The following is an 18,026-nucleotide window of genomic DNA, read 5'->3' on the forward strand; positions in this document are numbered from 1 at the left end:
TCTATGGCTTCCCACAATCAACTTGGTATTAAGGGCGAAAGGCTTGCTAAAGAATATCTCGAGGCAGCGGGCTACGAAATCCTGGATGAAAACTGGTGCCACGGGAAAGCCGAAGTAGATTTGATAGCCTACCGAGATCGCAGAATTGTCTTTGTGGAAGTTAAAACGCGGAGCTCCACCAATTTCGGGGAGCCCGAAGATTTTGTCACGGAGGCCAAACAAAAAAATCTTCAGAAAGCAGCAGAAGAATATATTTACGTTATGAACTTTAAAGGCGAAATTCGCTTCGATATAATTTCTATAATTTTTAATAAAGTTGGAGAGCACAAATTGCATCACATAGAAGATGCCTTTTGGTAATCACAAAGCATAATGAGAAAATTACTTATCCCAGCACTGCTTTCTCTTGTTTTTGCCTGTAAGCAAGACAAATCGCGAACGGCCGCATTCCTATCACCGGAGGAAGGACAAAATATCACGGTCGGACAGGCAGTGACACTTCAATTAGACATCGAACAAGGTAGTTTCGACTCCATCCGTTACCTGGTAGATACAACGTATATTACTACTAAAACAACTGTAGATCCTGTGCAGCTGCCAACAGGGGGTATGCAGTTGGGTGCACGGTTGCTGACGGCCCAAGTGTATAAAGGCGGCGCGGCTCAGGAGGTAACCTCGAACATCCTTTTGCTGCCGGCAAACGCTCCCGCTCAGTATGGTTATAGTGTAGTGAATACTTATCCCCATGATACTACGTCCTATACCCAGGGGCTGGAATATCACGACGGAGTGTTCTACGAAAGCGACGGCGAAAATGGCGGCTCCAGCCTGCGGAAGGTCGAAGTGCAAACCGGCAAGGTGCTGAAAAAGGTAGATCTTCCGGCGATCATATTTGCCGAAGGGCTCACGGTCGTTGGTGACCGGATAATTCAACTAACCTGGAAAAATGGGATTGGCTTCATTTACGACAAGAACACCTTCAAAAAACTAGGGGAGTTTTCGTACCAGGCAAGTCAGGAAGGCTGGGGACTCGCCTTTGACGGCACGCAGATCTGGAAGTCAGATGGATCCAATCGCCTCTATAAGTTAAATAAGGAAACCTACAAGGAAGAAGGGTTTATTGAAGTTTATGATACAAACGGCGCCGTTGAACAATTGAACGAGCTCGAGTTCATTGATGGAAAGTTGTACGCAAACGTTTACCAGACAGACAAAATTGTGATTATCAACCCGCAGTCGGGAGCCGTGGAAGGTGTGGTGGATCTGAAAGGGATACTTCCGGATAGCGAAAGAGTGGAAGGCATCACGGACGTCTTGAATGGAATTGCCTTTGATCCTGCGGGAAAAAGGCTTTTTGTGACCGGTAAAAAGTGGAGCAAGCTTTTTCAGATAAAGCTCGCGCAACAGGCAATAGCTTCTAATTAGTTTTAAAAACGGGGCAAATTTCAAGAGTTTGCCCCGTTTTTGTTACGTTATCTCCAGTTTTTATACTGATTGATCAGTCCGTTGGTGGATGCATCGTGCGAACTCACCTGTTCGTCGTTTTGCAGCTCCGGTAGGATCTTACTTGCCAGTTGCTTGCCCAGCTCTACGCCCCATTGGTCGAAGCTGTAGATGTTCCAGATAATGCCCTGTACAAAGATCTTGTGTTCATACATCGCGATAAGCATACCCAGGGTCTCGGGCGTCAGTTGTTTTACCAGGATGGAGTTGGTCGGTCTGTTGCCTTCAAATACTTTAAAGGCCGCCAGCTCTTCAATAGCTGCTTCTGATTTGCCTGCTGCTTCTAACTCCGCTACCACTTCTTCATACGTTTTTCCGTTCATGAGGGCTTCTGTCTGCGCAAAGAAGTTCGAAAGCAGTAAGGTATGGTGATTGCCGATTTTATTGTGAGATTGCGCCGGGGCGATAAAATCACAAGGAATCAGTTTGGTTCCCTGGTGGATCAGCTGGTAGAAGGCATGCTGACCGTTAGTGCCCGGCTCTCCCCAAATGATAGGCCCGGTTTGATAGTTCACTACTTCCCCGTTTCTGTCTACGTATTTTCCATTGCTTTCCATATCTCCCTGCTGGAAGTAAGCCGCAAAGCGATGTAAATATTGGTCGTAAGGAAGAATTGCATGGCTTTCTGCTTCGAAGAAATTGTTGTACCAGATGCCCAGCAGCGCCAGAATTACCGGCATGTTCTGTTCAAATTCGCTTTCGCGGAAATGTTTGTCCATCGCATGTGCACCACCAAGCAGCGCCTTGAAATTATCGAAGCCGATAGCCAGTGCTATTGAAGTTCCAATAGCGCTCCACAGGGAGTAGCGGCCGCCTACCCAGTCCCAAAACTCGAACATGTTCTGCGTATCGATTCCGAAGCTCGAAACCGCACTGGCGTTGGTGGATAGGGCAGCGAAATGTTTTGCTACATCGGCCTGCGCAGCTTCCGACTCCAGGAACCAGTCCCGCGCCGTATGCGCGTTAGCCATCGTTTCCTGGGTAGTAAACGTTTTAGAAGCAATCAGGAAAAGAGTCGTTTCAGGGTTTACTTTTTTCAGCGTTTCCGCGATATGGGTACCATCTACGTTGGAGACGAAGTGGAGATTCAAACGGGTTTTATAAGGCTTTAAAGCCTCCGTTACCATCACAGGACCCAGATCAGATCCGCCAATACCGATATTTACCACATCAGTGATCTCTTTGCCGGTATAGCCTTTCCACTCCCCGGAAATCACCGAATTGCAGAACTTCTCCATCTTCTGCAGCACTTCATTTATTTCCGGCATCACATCCGCACCATCTACCATTACCGGACTGTTTCCCTGGTTTCTTAAGGCTACGTGCAGTACAGACCTTCCTTCGGTAGCATTGATCTTTTCACCGGAAAACATCGCTTCAATAGCTTCATCCAGCTTGCACTCTTTTGCCAGTTGGATCAAAAGGGCGAAGGTTTTTTCGTTGATCCTGTTTTTTGAATAGTCAAGTAGAATATCTCCTAACTGAATAGAGAATTTTTCAAAGCGGGAGGGGTCCTGGGCGAATAGGTCTCTTAAATGTTGATTGCTGATTTCTACTAAATGGTCTGACAGGTACTGATAGGCCTGAGTCTGGGTGAAGTTTATTTTAGGAAGCATTGTTAATTTTTTTTCGACGAAGATATAATAGATTTAATGATAGTAAAAGTTGATTGATGCTATAAGGGCTCGCCTTTTTTAATGGCGCAGCCTTTCAAGGTTTTTCCATTGATGGTAGCGGTGGCCGAGTAGTTATATTTTAGATCAGACATGCCGTCGCTGCAGGCTTCTTTGTTGATTTGTATCCTTAAGTTCTCGTTCCGGTCGTTTTTGAGCGCGTAAATGAAATTGGTGCCTTGCTTTTCAGGGGCGCGATAAGGAAAAACGTAGGTCTTTTCTGCAGCCACGTCCTTAAGCGCAATTATCTTTTCCGAGGGGATGATTTCTACTGCCCAGAAGGGCTCGTTACCCCGGACCAGGAACTCATACTCATAGCAAGCTGTGTTGGGTGTTTTTTGCTTCAAGGCCACCACCTCTGTCACTACCAATACCTGATCGTACTCTTCCGCGTAGCCTATCCGGCTTTTGCCCCGTAAGTAACCTTTGACTTCCGCGTATACGCTTTCATAATCATAGGAAAGGTTAGCTTTTGCGCTTTTATAGAGCGACTGCAATTTTCCGCTCTCGTCTTCCACCCAATAGGTCTGGTCTGAAGCCGCACAGTCTTTGAAAATATTCACCTCGTTGCCTGTGATATACATTCCTCTGTAGGTTTTTTTAGGGATGGAGACGGGGTGGACAGAGGAGGTATCGGTAATAACCGTCGTGTCGATCTGAACCCCGTCAGTGGCCAGCGTGTCTCCTGTGGTTACCGGTGGTTGTCTTTTTATGCATGCCGAGAGATTTGCAACAATAAGAACAAAGAGAAACCATCTTTTCATTTTTTCTGAACATTTAAGATCTGCAAAAGTTTACTTTTGCAGCATGACCAAAGAACAACTACAGGATTTAAGGGACAGAGTAGAGTCCCTGAGGAGGCATCTTTGACATCGAACGGAAGCTCGATGAATTACGCCTTGAACAAGAATTTACCACTACCGAGGGTTTCTGGGATAAGCCCAAGGAAGCTGAGAAAGTCCTTCACTCCATAAAAAATAAGAAAACCTGGACCGATGGCTACACTGCAGTTAAAGCGGCAGTTGAAGATGTTGCCGTCATGTTTGATTTTTACCAGGCCGGAGAAGCAAGTCCGGAGGACCTGAAGGAGCAGTACGAGATTGCGCTCAAACAGCTGGAGGAACTGGAGTTTAAAAATATGCTGAGCTCCGAAGAGGATCAGCTAAACGCAGTAATGCAGATCACGGCAGGCGCCGGTGGTACAGAAAGCTGTGACTGGGCTCAGATGCTGATGCGGATGTACATCATGTGGGGTGAGAAGAATGGCTATAAGGTTACCGAGCAGGATTTCCAGGAAGGGGAGGTTGCAGGAGTTAAATCCGTGACCATTCAGTTTGAAGGAGATTTTGCTTACGGCTATTTGAAAGGCGAGAACGGGGTTCACCGGCTTGTTCGTATTTCTCCTTTTGATGCAAATGCCAAGCGCCACACTTCCTTTGCCTCGGTTTATGTTTACCCCTTGGTGGATGATACCATCGAAATAGAAGTGAATCCAGCAGACATTGAATTTGAAACCTTCAGGTCAGGCGGTGCCGGCGGACAGAACGTGAACAAGGTAGAAACTGCTGTTCGCCTTTACCACAAACCTTCCGGCATCATTATTAAGAACCAGGAATCCCGTTCTCAGCTGCAGAATAAGGAGAACGCGATCCGCTTATTGAAATCACAGTTGTACGAGATCGAAATGCGGAAAAAGATGGAAACTACAGCCGCTATTGAAGGCTCCAAGAAAAAGATCGAATGGGGCTCACAAATACGGAACTACGTACTTCATCCCTATAAACTGGTAAAAGATCTTCGGACGAATTACGAAACCTCTAATGCACAGGCAGTGCTGGATGGGGATCTAAACGATTTTCTGAAGGCTTACCTTATGGAATTTTAAATTCAAAACAGTTAGCAGTGTATTACTGCTAACTGTTTTATAATCTGCCTACTTCTCGGTTTCTACCACAGAAAGCAGCTCTTCAATTTCTTTCACCTTCTTATCGTAGCCCAGCTTGGTATAGGCAGCAATAAGATTTCTTAAAATCCTTCGGATGATATCTTCATTCCGGCAAGGTTCATAAAACGACTTTTCCGGCTTCAGCTGCAACTGTTTCAGAAACGAATCCACGTCACGTTTACCAAAAATGAAGCCTTTATTAAAAGCATTTATGTAAAACAGTACGCCGTCTTCCTGGCTATACTCCTGGGTTTCGTCTACATATCCCAAAATAAAATGCTGCGGGAGGTTGACGCCGTAGACAGGAATGTCGAGTTTTTGGGCAATGACCGAATAGATGACCGCAAGCGAGATTTGGTTGCCTTTTTTGCTCTCCAACACCTGGCTGATGTAAGAGTTCTGCGGATCCTGGTGATTGGTGGTGTTGCCCGAGAAACCATAGATGTTGTACAGCACATGGTTCATCAGCTTTACTTTTTCGATGGCACTCATGTCATACATCATCTGAAGCCAGATCTCCCGTTTGATATCTTCAATTTGGTTGGTGATCTTCTGCGGGTCCATATCCGGGTATTGATATTTGTTGATGATGATCACACCCTGCAACAGGTCGAAAGCCCCGCCATGATACCAAAGCTCCAACTCTTTCTTGACGTCGGTATACTGAATTTTATGTACGAGATTTTCGATCCGCTCTTGTAGTACTGCGTCGAAGGATTGCTCCCAGGCCGACTCCAAATATTCAACTACTTCGTTCCCATAAGAAAGAAGCCGTTCTTCCACGTGCTGTGCAATCTCCAGATCCGGATCGTCCAGCAGTTTTATTAATGACTCTACTTCTTTATGATTAATCATTTCTACTAATTTAAAATAAAACGCGCAATTACCGCCGAGCTTACTTTCTATGATAACCGATTTCGCAGGAAATTGTAGTTGTAAGCCCTGTTATATTATAAAAACAGGTAGAAGCCGCGATAAAGTTTTTTATCTACTTTTGCCTCAGATGTTAAATTTTCAGCTGCTTAAATCCTTCATCCAACATCGGCTTCAGGCCAATACCCGGCATGGCGTTCACTCGCCTTTTGTATACAAGCTTGTTGACGAAGTAATTTACGATTATAGCCCCCGTACGGATTATCAGGAGATCGAAGCCTTACGGAAGCAACTTTTGACCGACGCTAGAACCGTCACCATCACGGACCTTGGAGCCGGATCTCACATCAACAACAATAAGCAGAAGCAAGTTAAGCAGCTTGCCAGAAATGCCTTAAAGCCGGCAAAGCTGGCTCAACTGATATACAGGTTAGCTAACGAAAGGAAGCCGAAGAATATTATTGAGCTGGGCACTTGTTTGGGATTAACGACAGCGTATTTAGCAAAAGCAGCTCCCGCGGCAAAGGTGTTAAGCATTGAGGGGTGTCCTGAAACTGCGGCAGTCGCACAGGAGAACCTTCAGCAGTTAGGTGCCTCGAAGGTGGAGATCAGAACCGGAAATTTTGATCATATTCTTCCCGAGGTGATCGCTTCCGCGGATTCCTTAGATGTGGTATTCGTGGACGGAAATCACCGTAAGGAGGCAACCTTAAACTACTTCGATTGGTGTTTGCCAAAAGTTCATGAGGATAGCTTACTGATCTTTGACGATATCTATTGGAGCAAAGGTATGGAAGAAGCCTGGAACACCATTAAAGCTCATCCCCGGGTCACCGTAACCGTTGACTTATTCTGGATCGGATTGGTTTACTTCCGCAAGGGACAGGTAAAACAGGATTTTAAGATCAGGTACTAGCGCTATTCGCTCCTGCTTACATTGCGCCCTTTTTCCACCTAAATTTCTACTGAGTCTCCCTTGATTGAAGCTTGAGTCAGTGATAAATCCACCTTTTTTTTGGCAATAGGTGGACTCAATGTGGACTCATTGCAGACTTATAGAGGACTCATACGAGCTCCGGGCATAACACAGGCAAAACCAGGGAGGAACATAGGAGGTTTTCACCAGGCAACATGAATGGGATGCGTTCTAAAACGCTTCGTTCAGCGAGAGATAAAAGCCCTTTTGTCTTTCTTCACCCGGTCGTTTTTCCCCAAAGGCATAATCAAAGCGTAGCGTCATGCCTTTCTTAGGATCTACAAAGTACCTGATTCCTCCTCCATAACTCGGTTTTACGTTGTTCAGTCTCAGCAGACGATTGCCATAGACGGTGCCGGCTCCGGCAAAAGCAGCTACTCCAAATCTCGGGATCAACCGGTAGCGTAACTCCGTTTGTGCGGCAAGTAGATTGTCGTTCCGGTATCTGCCGCTGTAGTATCCCCTCATGATCTGATCATTTCCCAGCTGCGGCATCAGGTAGAACGGCGTGTTGCTTCCCTGAAGGGTATTGTACACTAAATTAAAGCCAAGAACGGTTTTCGGATTATAGCTTTTGAAGGTTCTTAAGTCGAACTTAAAGAGACTTCCGGTAAAGTTTTCTCCACCAAACAGGTCGGGGATAAAAGAATAATTGAATTTCAGATACGTTCCCCGGGTCGTATAGGTATTAATGTCCCGTGAATCAACGATTTGAGAGAGGCCGATATACACTACTTCCCCGCCATTTCTGTCTCTCAAAGAGGGTGAAGTTTCGAAGATACCTCCGCTCTGCTGGTCGGTGTAACGGTAGTTTTCATAGGATAGGTTGAGACCGAGGTAAGCGCCTCTTTTCAGTAATTTCTCGGCCTCTGCTGCTACCCGGATGAGACGTTGCGTAATCACATCTTTATCAGCCTCGCGGGTCTGATCTCCCACGCCATAGAAATTAAATGGAAAGTCTTTGTACCGGAGTTCGACATGGTAGTGGTAGCGGTTGCCCGGCGACCAAATGTCTGGTTTTAAGACAAAATTGTACTGTTTTTTGGTAGTAAAAGCTGCCAACCCTCCCAGGGTAGAAGGGCGAGTGAGCGTATCTGTTTTATCGGTATAAAAGGAAGATAATGATACAATTCCAAATTCCCAGCCTGTCTCCTGGGCGTATCCAACCGAAGGGAGTATCAGAAAAGAACCGCTTCGGGTCGAGTCGCCGTTTGCTGAGGTCAGCTTATCGATTAGCTTCCTTTGCGCAAGCAGTGGCATGCTCGAAAGAAGGATAAATAAAAATATCAGGTGCTTTTGAAACATATCAGGCACGAAGATAGTGGTTGTTACGTTTCTCTGAACAATCTATATGAGAATTACATATAGTAGCTGTAAAGGATATTCATCACCAGATATAAAAATTGTATTTTTGCGCCTTTAATTTTAATAAAAAAATGGAAAGAGGACCAGTATCTAAATTTATCGAACATAACTATCGGCACTTCAATGCTGCAGCGCTTGTTGATGCTGCGAAGGGCTATGAGACTCATCTTGATGAAGGTGGAAAAATGATGATCACGCTGGCTGGTGCCATGAGTACTGCTGAGTTGGGTATTTCACTAGCCGAAATGATCCGTCAGGATAAGGTGTCGATCATATCATGTACAGGAGCGAATTTAGAAGAAGATATTATGAATCTGGTAGCGCACTCACATTACAAGAGGGTGCCTAACTACCGGGATCTTAGTCCGCAGGAAGAGTGGGACTTATTGGAAAACGGTTTCAACCGGGTAACTGATACTTGTATTCCGGAGGAAGAAGCCTTCCGCCGTATTCAGCAGCATATCCATAAGATCTGGAAAGACGCGGACGATAAGGGCGAGCGCTATTTTCCGCATGAGTACATGTATAAACTCCTGTTAAGCGGGGTGATGAAGGAGAACTATGAGATTCCGGTTGAGAATAGCTGGATGATAGCTGCCGCAGAAAAAAATCTTCCGATCATCGTACCAGGATGGGAAGATAGTACCATGGGGAATATTTTCGCCTCCTACGTGATAAAGGGGGAGTTGAAAGCTTCTACTATGAAAAGCGGAATTGAGTACATGACCTGGCTGGCAGACTGGTACCGGGCTAATTGTGATGGTAAAGGTATCGGCTTCTTCCAGATTGGCGGAGGTATTGCGGGCGACTTCCCGATCTGCGTAGTACCAATGCTGTACCAGGATCTGGAAATGCACGAAGTGCCTTTTTGGAGCTACTTCTGTCAGATTTCTGATTCTACCACGTCTTATGGATCTTACTCCGGAGCAGTTCCAAACGAGAAGATTACCTGGGGTAAACTAGACATTCATACACCGAAGTTTATCGTTGAATCAGACGCGACGATTGTTGCTCCTTTGATCTTTGCGTGGGTACTAAAGCAATAGCGCAAGAAGAGTATAAAAAAAAGTTTTTTTAAGTTCAAATAGCAGACGCTGAACTAATATTGACTTTAGTAAAAAAAGCGCCTTAACGAATTCGTTAAGGCGCTTTTTCAATTATTTAGAATGATTATAAATTGATAATACAGGTCATCCAAGTGTCATGGATCAGTTAATTAATTATACTTTTGTCATCCGAAAATGTGACTTGGACTGCATTTTCGATTTTACATTCAATTTTTTAGCGAAAAATATAAATATGAGAAGCATCTCATTGGTTTTTAGAAGAATTGCAAAATCTTTACTTTTAATTTCATCTTTAAGTTTAGGTATCCAGGCTAATGCTCAAAATCAGCCAGCGTCTAATACTGCCGCTCCTCAGGCTGCTTCAGGTGACGTTGCTGCTGAATCAGGTGCCGCTCCTGCCGGCGACGCTGCTGCAGGTGGCGCGCTGTTTAAGCAGAAGTGTACCTCTTGTCACGCTATGAGTCGTGTGGTGGTAGGTCCTGCACTTAAGGGTATCAATCAAAAGTATGATGAGGCATGGTTGATTAAGTGGATCAAGAACTCGCAGGCACTTGTTGCGGCGGGCGATCCTGCTGCGGTGAAAGTATTCAACGAATACAACAAAGTTGTAATGACTGCCTTCCCTGAATTAAGCGATGATGATATCAGAAACATCCTTGCTTACGTAGAGGCAGAAAGCAACAAACCAGAAGGAGCTGCTGCAGGAACTGGTACAGGTGCTGAGGGCGAAACCGCCGCGGGTGGAGACGGGGTCAGCGATTTCATGCTGGGAAGTTTAATCCTGGTGGTGATCGTTGCTTTGTTGGTAATCCTTGTGCTTAACAGGGTCATCAAAACGCTTGAAAAAGTAATCTTGCAAAAACAGGGGTTACTTACTGAAGAAGATCTTGTAGTAGAGGGCGAAAGTGCTGCGGTTCGTTTCAGAAGGTTAGCTAAGAATAAGAAGTTCGTTTTCTTTACGATCTTATTGCTCGTTATCTTCTTTGGTTCATGGGGTTGGGTGACTTTATGGAACGTTGGTGTGCATCAGGGATATCAACCAGAGCAGCCTATCAAATATTCGCACCAGTTACACGCAGGTACGCTTAAGATAGATTGTCAATACTGTCACTTCAGTGCTTACAAATCTAAAAATGCGGCAATCCCTTCGCTTAACGTGTGTATGAACTGTCATAACTACGTTACGGCCAGCGAGAAATACAACGGTGAAACTTCTCCGGAAATCGCTAAGATCTATAAAGCCCTGGACTACGATCCTCAAACAAAACAATATGGCGACAATCCAAAGCCAATTCAATGGGTGAGAGTACACAACCTCCCTGATCTTGCATACTTCAATCACTCACAACACGTAACGGTTGCGGGTATCCGGTGCCAGGAATGTCACGGTCCTATCCAGACTATGCCAGAGGTGTACCAATATGCTCCTCTTACCATGAAATGGTGTATCAACTGTCACCGTGAGCGATCTGTGAATCACAAAGGCAACGCTTATTATGACAAGGTGCTTGCAGTACACGAAACCATCAAGAAGGGTGTGAAAGTTACTCCGGCTGTGTTAGGTGGTCTTGAGTGTGGTAAATGTCATTATTAATAATTAATTAGAACTTACGAATACAGTTATATATAGCTTAAATGGAAAGCAATAAAAAATACTGGAAAGGTTTAGAAGAGCTGCAAAAGACTCCTGAGTTTGTTGAAAATAATAAAGGCGAATTCTCTGAGTCACTTCCAATCGAAGAAGTGCTGAACGATGCGGGATTAAAAACTGTTACTCCTCGTCGTGACTTTTTAAAAGCGCTGGGATTTGGAGTGGGAGCAGTGACTCTTGCTGCTTGTCAGAAGGCACCAGTACATAAGTCAATTCCTTATCTTATAAAACCTGAAGAAGTTACTCCAGGTGTTGCAAATTACTATGCTTCGAGTTTTAATGGAGTGGGTGTTCTTGTTAAAACTAGAGAAGGTCGACCTATCAAAATCGAAGGAAATCCAGCGTGTTTACTAGGTGAGGGGCGTTTAGATGCAGTAGGTCAGGCATCAATTCTTGATCTTTATGATGTATCGAAACTGAAGGGACCGAAACTGAAAGGCGAGAATGTTGGCTGGCAGGAAGTAGATTCTTTTGTTCGTGGTGAATTAAACAAAATACAGGCTGGCGGTAAAAAGATCCGAATCGTTTCTTCAACCATCAACAGCCCGTCAGGAAAAGCAGTAATTGCTGATTTTATTGCTCAGTATCCTAATACAAGACATATCCAGTACGACGCTGTTTCTTACAGCGGTATTATTCAGGCTAATCAGAGCAGCTTTGGAAGAGCGGTAATTCCTCACTATCATTTTGAAAGAGCGGATGTTATCGTAAGCTTCGGTGCTGACTTTTTGGGTTCATGGATCTCTCCTCTTGAATTCAACCGTCAGTACATCAGGAAGAGAAATATCGCTTCTTTAAAAAATAAGAAGATGTCGAGACATATCCAGATTGAGTCTGGTATGACGACAACCGGTACCAATGCGGACGTACGTATCGCTGTTAAACCTTCAGAAGAAGCACTGGTACTGCTTAATCTTTACAGTGCCTTAGGCGGTGCTGCTCAAACGCAAAAATTATCGAATCCAAAAGCTGAAAAGGCATTAACGCTGGTAGCAAAGGAATTAACTGCAGCCAGAGGACGTGCGCTTGTAGTGAGTGGTTCGAATGATGTGAACGTTCAGATCGTGGTTAACGCCATCAACTCGTTGATCGGCAGCTACGGTACTACTATTGATATTAACAATCCTTCTTACCAGTACGCCGGTAACGATGCTGACTTCATGACCTTACTTGGAGAAATGCAACGTGGGGAAGTAGACGGAGTTTTCTTCGTAAACGCTAACCCGGCTTACACTTTTGGTAACCAAAAAGAGTTTTCAGAGGCACTATCTAAAGTAAGACTGAAAGTGTCTTTCTCTGATCGTCCGGACGAAACCGCTGCATTGTGTGATGTACTTGCTCCTGTACCTAATTATTTAGAGACCTGGAACGATGCTAATCCGGTTGCCGGATATTACACGATTGTTCAGCCAACCATCAATCCTGTTTATAATACCCGTCAGGCGGAGCAGAGCTTGCTGATCTGGTCGGATAATCCAGTAAAGAACTACTACCAGTATGTTAAGAACAACTGGGAGAGAACGATTCTTCCATCTGTTGGAATGAGCTGGAAGGAGCTATTACAGAAAGGGGTAGCTACTACAGGTGGTGCTTCAATTATTGCCAATACAGGTTCTACTCTGCAGGAAGGAGCTGGAGCGGCCGGAACTATAGCTGCAACATCAGCACCAGTAGCTTCGGGAGCACGTGTTGGCGCGGTAAATATTGGAGCAGCGGCTCAAAACATTCTTAAAACAAGTCAGGCACTTGCTCAAGGTGCTGAAAAAGGCGCTGAGCTGAGTTTGTACGAATCAGTTGCTCTTCGTGACGGTAGATATGCGAACAATGCCTGGTTACAGGAATTACCTGATCCGGTATCTAAGGTTACCTGGGACAACTACGTTGCCATCAACCCTAAATACGCAGAGAAGCTGGGGATTGTTGAATTTGACAATGTGATCGTGAAAGCTGGTGATAAGTCTATCGAGCTTCCAGCTCTTTATCAACCAGGTCAGGCTCAGGGAACAGTTTCTATCGCTCTTGGTTATGGCCGTAGTAAAGTTGGTAAAGCCGGAGACGAGGTAGGTAAAAATGCTTATCCATTCATTACTTATACAAACGGTACATTTCATCGTGTAGCTTCGGTTACTATTGAAAAGGGCAACGGTCGCTATGAGCTTGCGCAAACACAAACTCACCACTCTTTCGAGGGTCGTAACGTAGTGCGTGAAACCACTTTCAATCAGTACGCAAACGATCCTTACTCGGGAACCGGAAAGCATGAGATGGAACACAAGACTTATGACTTGTGGCCAGAGCACAAACAGGTAGGTCACAGCTGGGTAATGGCAATCGACTTGAATGCCTGTACGGGTTGTGGTGCTTGTGTAGTAGCTTGTAACGTGGAGAATAACATCCCGGTTGTTGGTCGTGACGAAGTTCGCCGTCGCCGTGAAATGACCTGGTTACGTATTGACCGCTATTACAGCATTCAGGATGGCAAAAACTCGGTTACTGAAGAGAACGAGCTGAAGCACTTGGATAACAATGACTTTGAAGACGTTACTGTCGTAAATCAGCCGATGCTATGTCAGCACTGTGACCATGCACCTTGCGAAACAGTTTGTCCGGTAATTGCAACAATGCACTCAACAGACGGCTTGAACCACATGGCTTACAACCGTTGTGTTGGTACTCGTTACTGCGCTAACAACTGTCCATACAAAGTACGTCGATTCAACTGGTTCAACTACTGGAACGATTCCCGTTTTGACAACTATATGAACAACGAGTTTACACAGTTAGTACTTAACCCTGATGTTACTACACGTTTCCGTGGGGTAATGGAAAAATGTACGATGTGTATCCAACGTATACAAGCCGGCAGACTTCAGGCTAAAATCGAAAAACGCCCACTACGTGATTTAGAGATTCAAACTGCTTGTCAGCAAACTTGTCCTGGTAACGCGATCATTTTCGGAGACCGCAACGATCCGAATTCAGCAGTACGTAAAGCTTTAGATAATGAGCGGACTTACTACGTATTGCAGGAGTTGAACACTCAGCCAGGTATTGGTTATCAAACACTAGTTAGAAATACAGTAGAAGAAGCTTAATTATTATCTATTAAGATTATAAAAGATTATGGCAGGTCATAACGAATCAATATTAAGGGAACCATTAATCACGGGTGAGAATATAACCTATTCTCAGATCACGGAAGATATATTGGCTCCCGTTGAAAATAAACCAAATAAAGCCTGGTGGATTGGATTCAGTGTAGCGGTGTTCTTTGCCCTGGTTTGGGTGGGAGCCATCAGCTATACGTTCTGGGTAGGATTAGGTGTTTGGGGACTAAATAAAACGGTAGGTTGGGCTTGGGATATCACCGGCTTCGTATGGTGGGTAGGTATCGGTCACGCCGGAACACTTATCTCGGCCGTATTGTTGCTATTCCGTCAAAACTGGCGTAACTCCATCAACCGGTCTGCAGAGGCGATGACGATCTTCGCCGTTATCTGTGCCGCCACCTACATCTTCGCCCACATGGGTCGTCCATGGTTAGCGTACTGGGTATTCCCGCTTCCGAATCAATTCGGTTCACTATGGGTAAACTTTAACTCACCACTAGTATGGGACGTATTTGCGATCTCTACCTACTTCTCAGTGTCTCTGGTGTTCTGGTATACTGGACTTCTTCCTGATATCGCCACTATCCGTGACAGAGCTACAGGTTTACGTCGTCGGATTTACTCTATTCTTTCTTTCGGATGGGCTGGCTCTGTAAAGAACTGGCAACGATTTGAAGCAGTATCTCTGATCCTTGCAGGTGTATCTACACCACTGGTACTTTCAGTACACACCATCGTATCCTTCGACTTTGCTACTTCCCTTGAACCAGGGTGGCACACTACCATTTTCCCTCCATACTTCGTTGCGGGAGCGATCTTCTCCGGTTTCGCCATGGTGCAAACACTATTGCTGATTGCTCGTAAGGTGATGAAATGGGAAAATTACATCACTATGTTCCATATCGAGTCGATGAATAAAATCATCACTGTTACCGGTTCGATAGTAGGGGTGGCGTATTTAACAGAGTTGTTTATTGCCTGGTATTCAGGTGTGGAGTATGAGCAGTACGCATTCTTGAATCGTATTAGCGGTCCTTACTGGTGGGCCTACTGGAGCATGATGACTTGTAACGTAATCTCTCCTCAGCTTTTCTGGTTCAAAAAGATCCGTACCAGCATCTGGGCTTCCTGGTTATTGTCAATAGTAGTAAATATCGGTATGTGGTTCGAGCGTTTCGTAATTATCGTAACCTCCCTGCACCGCGATTATATTCCATCCAGCTGGGTAATGTTCTATCCTAGTCTGATCGATGTGCTTCTATTTGTTGGATCAATAGGCGTATTCTTTACTTTATTCCTTTTATTCCTTCGCGTTCTACCGGGTATTGCAATAGCAGAGGTGAAACTGATTCTGAAAAGCTCAAGTGATCAGGTGAAGCAAAAGCTTATTGCTGATGGTAAAATCAAGCCTGAGCAAGCGGAAGCTTACCAGGAGTCTCTGGAGAAATTTGATAGCGTAGATTACCTAAAAGTTTAAAGACAATGAGCAACACAAAATATATTTTAGGTCATTTTACAGATCCTGATGATTTGATGCACGGGATCGATAAATTACAGGAGAATAACATCAAGATCTATGATGTATACACTCCAATGCCTATCCACGGGATTGAAGATAAGCTTGGTTTAAAACGTTCACGCTTGCCTATCGCAGCTTTTTGCTTCGGTTTAACCGGGACGTTCACTGCTTTCTCAATGATATATTACATGCTGGTTTACGACTGGCCAATGAATATCGGTGGTAAGCCTGCCTTTGCAATGCCCGACTTTGTGCCGGTATGTTTCGAGCTTACTATCCTATTTGCTTCCTACGGAATGATGTTCACCTTTTTCTTTGCGAACCATTTTTTCCCAGGGAGAGCTCCAAGGGTGATGGATCTGCGTGCTACTAACGATCGCTTTGTGATCGCTATAGACGCTCAGACTAATCCTTACCCTGATAAAATTAACGATTTGTTAAACTCAGCTGGTGCCGTAGAAATACTGCACAACGAAAGGAAATATGTTAGTTATGAATAAGCTCAGGATATTAGGTATCACCTTTTTAACAGTAGCCGCTGCTTCTGTTATTTCTTCCTGCGGCGATAGTAAAGGCCGTGGCTGGGAGTTCGCTCGTAATATGTATGACCCGATTGCATACAATTATGATCAACCCAATAAGAATTTCGCCAACGGACAAACTGCTCAGATTCCACCTGCCGGTACAAATCCGATAGGTTACGATAAAATGGAAGAGTACCCGAACACGCCCGAAGGCCTGGCTGCGGCAGAAGCGACTTTGAAAAATCCGTTTCCTGTAAATCAGCAAAACCTTGCCCAGGGTAAAGTTCTATACAATCATATGTGTTCTCATTGCCACGGTGCTCAAGGTAACGGTGATGGTGAGATTATAAAGTTGGAAAAATTCCCCGCTCCCCCTTCATATTCTAAAGGGACGTCTTCAAGAGGCGGTTCTATGAGTGCTATGTCTGACGGTAGAATTTTCCACACTATTACTCATGGACTAAACCTTATGGGCCCCCATCGTAGTCAACTGTCTCCGGCAGAGAGATGGAAAATTGTAATGTACGTTCATGAATTGCAAAAAGTTCAATAGTAAATTGTTTTAGCCAAAATGGGAACTCACAGTCATACACATAATTTCAACGAGCAATTCGAATTTTCAGGAAAAGCTAAAACCTGGAGTTTAATTGCTATTGCTATAGGAGTACTTGCAATTGTCTACGGATTCTTTCTGGATCCACACGTAGAACACAGAGCTGAACGTACTTTTTCTAATCTTTTACTGATGGGATATTACTTTACCTGTGTTTGTGCTGCAGGTGCCTTCTTCCTGGCGCTTCAGTTTGTTGCACAGGCGGGCTGGTCAGCAGGCTTACTTCGCGTGCCTCAGGCTTTTGCCAGAGTATTACCTATCGCCTCTGTAGTGTTAATCATTATTATCGCTGCAGGATTGCTTTCCCACAACTTGTACCATCACTGGACACTGGAGGGGATTGCTGAGGAGGGACATCCTAATTATGATCATCTCATTGCTGGTAAGGCAGGTTACCTGAACATTCCGTTCTTTCTTGCACGCCAGGTGATTTTTCTGGGTATCTATAGTATTTTCGCTATTGCCCTGGCCAGGTTTTCTTACAATGAAGATTTAGAAGGAGGTTTGAATAGCTACAACAAGAGCTTCAAGTACTCTGCTATTTTTCTTGTAATCTTCGGTTTTACTACTCCCATCTGGTCTTTTGATACCATCATGTCATTAGAGGCGCACTGGTTTTCTACCATGTTCGGATGGTATAACTTTGCGGCAATGTGGGTTAGTGGCTTGTGCGCTATTACTTTAACAATCATTCTGCTTAAGAAGTCGGGATACTTAACCTGGGTGAATGAAAATCACTTACACGACTTAGGTAAATTTATCTTCGCTTTCTCTATCTTCTGGACGTACGTTTGGTTTGCACAGTTCCTTTTGATCTGGTACGCTAACATCCCTGAAGAAACAGTTTATTTTTATAAAAGATGGGAGCCTAGTTATAAGCCTTGGTTTTGGATAAATATCGCTATCAATTTCCTTGCACCGGTATTGATTCTGATGACGAGGGATGCAAAGCGAAAGACTGCCGTACTTACATTTGTTTGTATCATGTTGTTATGCGGACACTGGCTGGATTACTACATGATGATCATGCCAGGTACTATGGAGGAAAACCATACGTTTGGTATCACTGAAGTTGGTATTGCCCTTGGATTCGCAGGTTTGTTCAGCTTCCTGATGCTTACTCAGCTTGCTAAAAAGCCACTTGTAGCACGAAACCACCCTTTCCTGGAGGAAAGTTTACATCACCATATTTAAACGTTAACGGAAC

The 18,026-nt window shown here is 44.6% G+C and carries 15 protein-coding genes; 11 read left to right on the forward strand and 4 right to left on the reverse strand.

Annotated elements, in window-relative coordinates; all coding sequences use genetic code 11:
• Window positions 1–3: 3 nt before the first annotated feature.
• Together J4N23_RS08600 and J4N23_RS08605 are read left to right on the forward strand one after the other, a co-directional pair.
• The gene (locus J4N23_RS08600) at window positions 4–360 is read left to right on the forward strand and encodes a YraN family protein (protein WP_207426552.1); all 357 of its coding nucleotides are present in this window, start codon (window positions 4–6) and stop codon (window positions 358–360) included.
• 12 nt (window positions 361–372) lie between these two features.
• Window positions 373–1,425 carry a glutaminyl-peptide cyclotransferase gene (locus J4N23_RS08605; protein ID WP_207426553.1) on the forward strand — a complete coding sequence of 351 codons (1,053 nt, stop codon included), beginning with the start codon at window positions 373–375 and terminating at the stop codon, window positions 1,423–1,425.
• Between the two features lie 47 nt (window positions 1,426–1,472).
• Here J4N23_RS08605 and pgi read toward each other — a convergent pair whose 3' ends face one another.
• Together pgi and J4N23_RS08615 are read right to left on the reverse strand one after the other, a co-directional pair.
• Window positions 1,473–3,119, reverse strand: a complete 1,647-nt coding sequence (gene pgi / locus J4N23_RS08610) for a glucose-6-phosphate isomerase (protein WP_207426554.1) — start codon at window positions 3,117–3,119, stop codon at window positions 1,473–1,475.
• A gap of 59 nt (window positions 3,120–3,178) precedes the next feature.
• Window positions 3,179–3,940 carry a COG3650 family protein gene (locus J4N23_RS08615; protein ID WP_207426555.1) on the reverse strand — a complete coding sequence of 254 codons (762 nt, stop codon included), beginning with the start codon at window positions 3,938–3,940 and terminating at the stop codon, window positions 3,179–3,181.
• A gap of 43 nt (window positions 3,941–3,983) precedes the next feature.
• Here J4N23_RS08615 and prfB point away from each other — a divergent pair.
• Window positions 3,984–5,061 (forward strand): peptide chain release factor 2 gene (gene prfB, locus J4N23_RS08620; RefSeq protein ID WP_207426556.1). Its coding sequence is split into 2 segments (ribosomal slippage): window positions 3,984–4,043 and window positions 4,045–5,061, totalling 1,077 coding nucleotides; the frame shifts between segments, so codons are not numbered across the junction.
• Window positions 5,062–5,109: 48 nt separating this feature from the next.
• Here prfB and J4N23_RS08625 read toward each other — a convergent pair.
• Window positions 5,110–5,976 carry a transglutaminase-like domain-containing protein gene (locus J4N23_RS08625; RefSeq protein ID WP_207426557.1) on the reverse strand — a complete coding sequence of 289 codons (867 nt, stop codon included), beginning with the start codon at window positions 5,974–5,976 and terminating at the stop codon, window positions 5,110–5,112.
• Window positions 5,977–6,124: 148 nt separating this feature from the next.
• Here J4N23_RS08625 and J4N23_RS08630 point away from each other — a divergent pair, with 148 nt between their 5' ends.
• Window positions 6,125–6,910 (forward strand): O-methyltransferase, encoded by a 786-nt coding sequence (locus J4N23_RS08630; RefSeq protein ID WP_207426558.1) that lies wholly within the window; start codon window positions 6,125–6,127, stop codon window positions 6,908–6,910.
• A gap of 231 nt (window positions 6,911–7,141) precedes the next feature.
• On the opposite strand, the gene J4N23_RS08635 is transcribed toward J4N23_RS08630, so the two are convergent.
• On the reverse strand, window positions 7,142–8,230 hold the full coding sequence (locus J4N23_RS08635; RefSeq protein ID WP_242689164.1) for a BamA/TamA family outer membrane protein: 1,089 nt from the start codon (window positions 8,228–8,230) through the stop codon (window positions 7,142–7,144).
• 176 nt (window positions 8,231–8,406) lie between these two features.
• Between J4N23_RS08635 and J4N23_RS08640 the strand changes: the two genes are divergently transcribed.
• The 7 genes from J4N23_RS08640 (at window position 8,407) to J4N23_RS08670 (ending at window position 18,013) form a co-directional block, all read left to right on the forward strand.
• On the forward strand, window positions 8,407–9,381 hold the full coding sequence (locus J4N23_RS08640) for a deoxyhypusine synthase family protein (protein WP_207426560.1): 975 nt from the start codon (window positions 8,407–8,409) through the stop codon (window positions 9,379–9,381).
• Window positions 9,382–9,634: 253 nt separating this feature from the next.
• Window positions 9,635–10,996, forward strand: a complete 1,362-nt coding sequence (locus J4N23_RS08645) for a cytochrome c3 family protein (protein ID WP_207426561.1) — start codon at window positions 9,635–9,637, stop codon at window positions 10,994–10,996.
• 41 nt (window positions 10,997–11,037) lie between these two features.
• Window positions 11,038–14,148 carry a TAT-variant-translocated molybdopterin oxidoreductase gene (locus J4N23_RS08650; RefSeq protein WP_207426562.1) on the forward strand — a complete coding sequence of 1,037 codons (3,111 nt, stop codon included), beginning with the start codon at window positions 11,038–11,040 and terminating at the stop codon, window positions 14,146–14,148.
• A gap of 28 nt (window positions 14,149–14,176) precedes the next feature.
• A complete protein-coding gene (nrfD, locus tag J4N23_RS08655) occupies window positions 14,177–15,640 on the forward strand; it encodes an NrfD/PsrC family molybdoenzyme membrane anchor subunit (RefSeq protein ID WP_207426563.1) in 1,464 nt (487 codons plus the stop codon).
• A 5-nt stretch (window positions 15,641–15,645) separates the two neighbouring features.
• Complete coding sequence (locus J4N23_RS08660) at window positions 15,646–16,182, forward strand: DUF3341 domain-containing protein (protein ID WP_207426564.1); 537 nt, start codon at window positions 15,646–15,648, stop codon at window positions 16,180–16,182.
• Window positions 16,175–16,759, forward strand: a complete 585-nt coding sequence (locus J4N23_RS08665; RefSeq protein WP_370527249.1) for a cytochrome c — start codon at window positions 16,175–16,177, stop codon at window positions 16,757–16,759. The genes J4N23_RS08660 and J4N23_RS08665 overlap by 8 nt, the downstream gene beginning before the upstream one ends.
• Window positions 16,760–16,777: 18 nt before the next feature.
• On the forward strand, window positions 16,778–18,013 hold the full coding sequence (locus J4N23_RS08670; protein WP_207426566.1) for a quinol:cytochrome C oxidoreductase: 1,236 nt from the start codon (window positions 16,778–16,780) through the stop codon (window positions 18,011–18,013).
• The last annotated feature ends 13 nt before the right edge of the window (window positions 18,014–18,026 follow it).

Source organism: Pedobacter sp. SYSU D00535, from assembly GCF_017355855.1.
Taxonomy (GTDB): domain Bacteria; phylum Bacteroidota; class Bacteroidia; order Sphingobacteriales; family Sphingobacteriaceae; genus Desertivirga.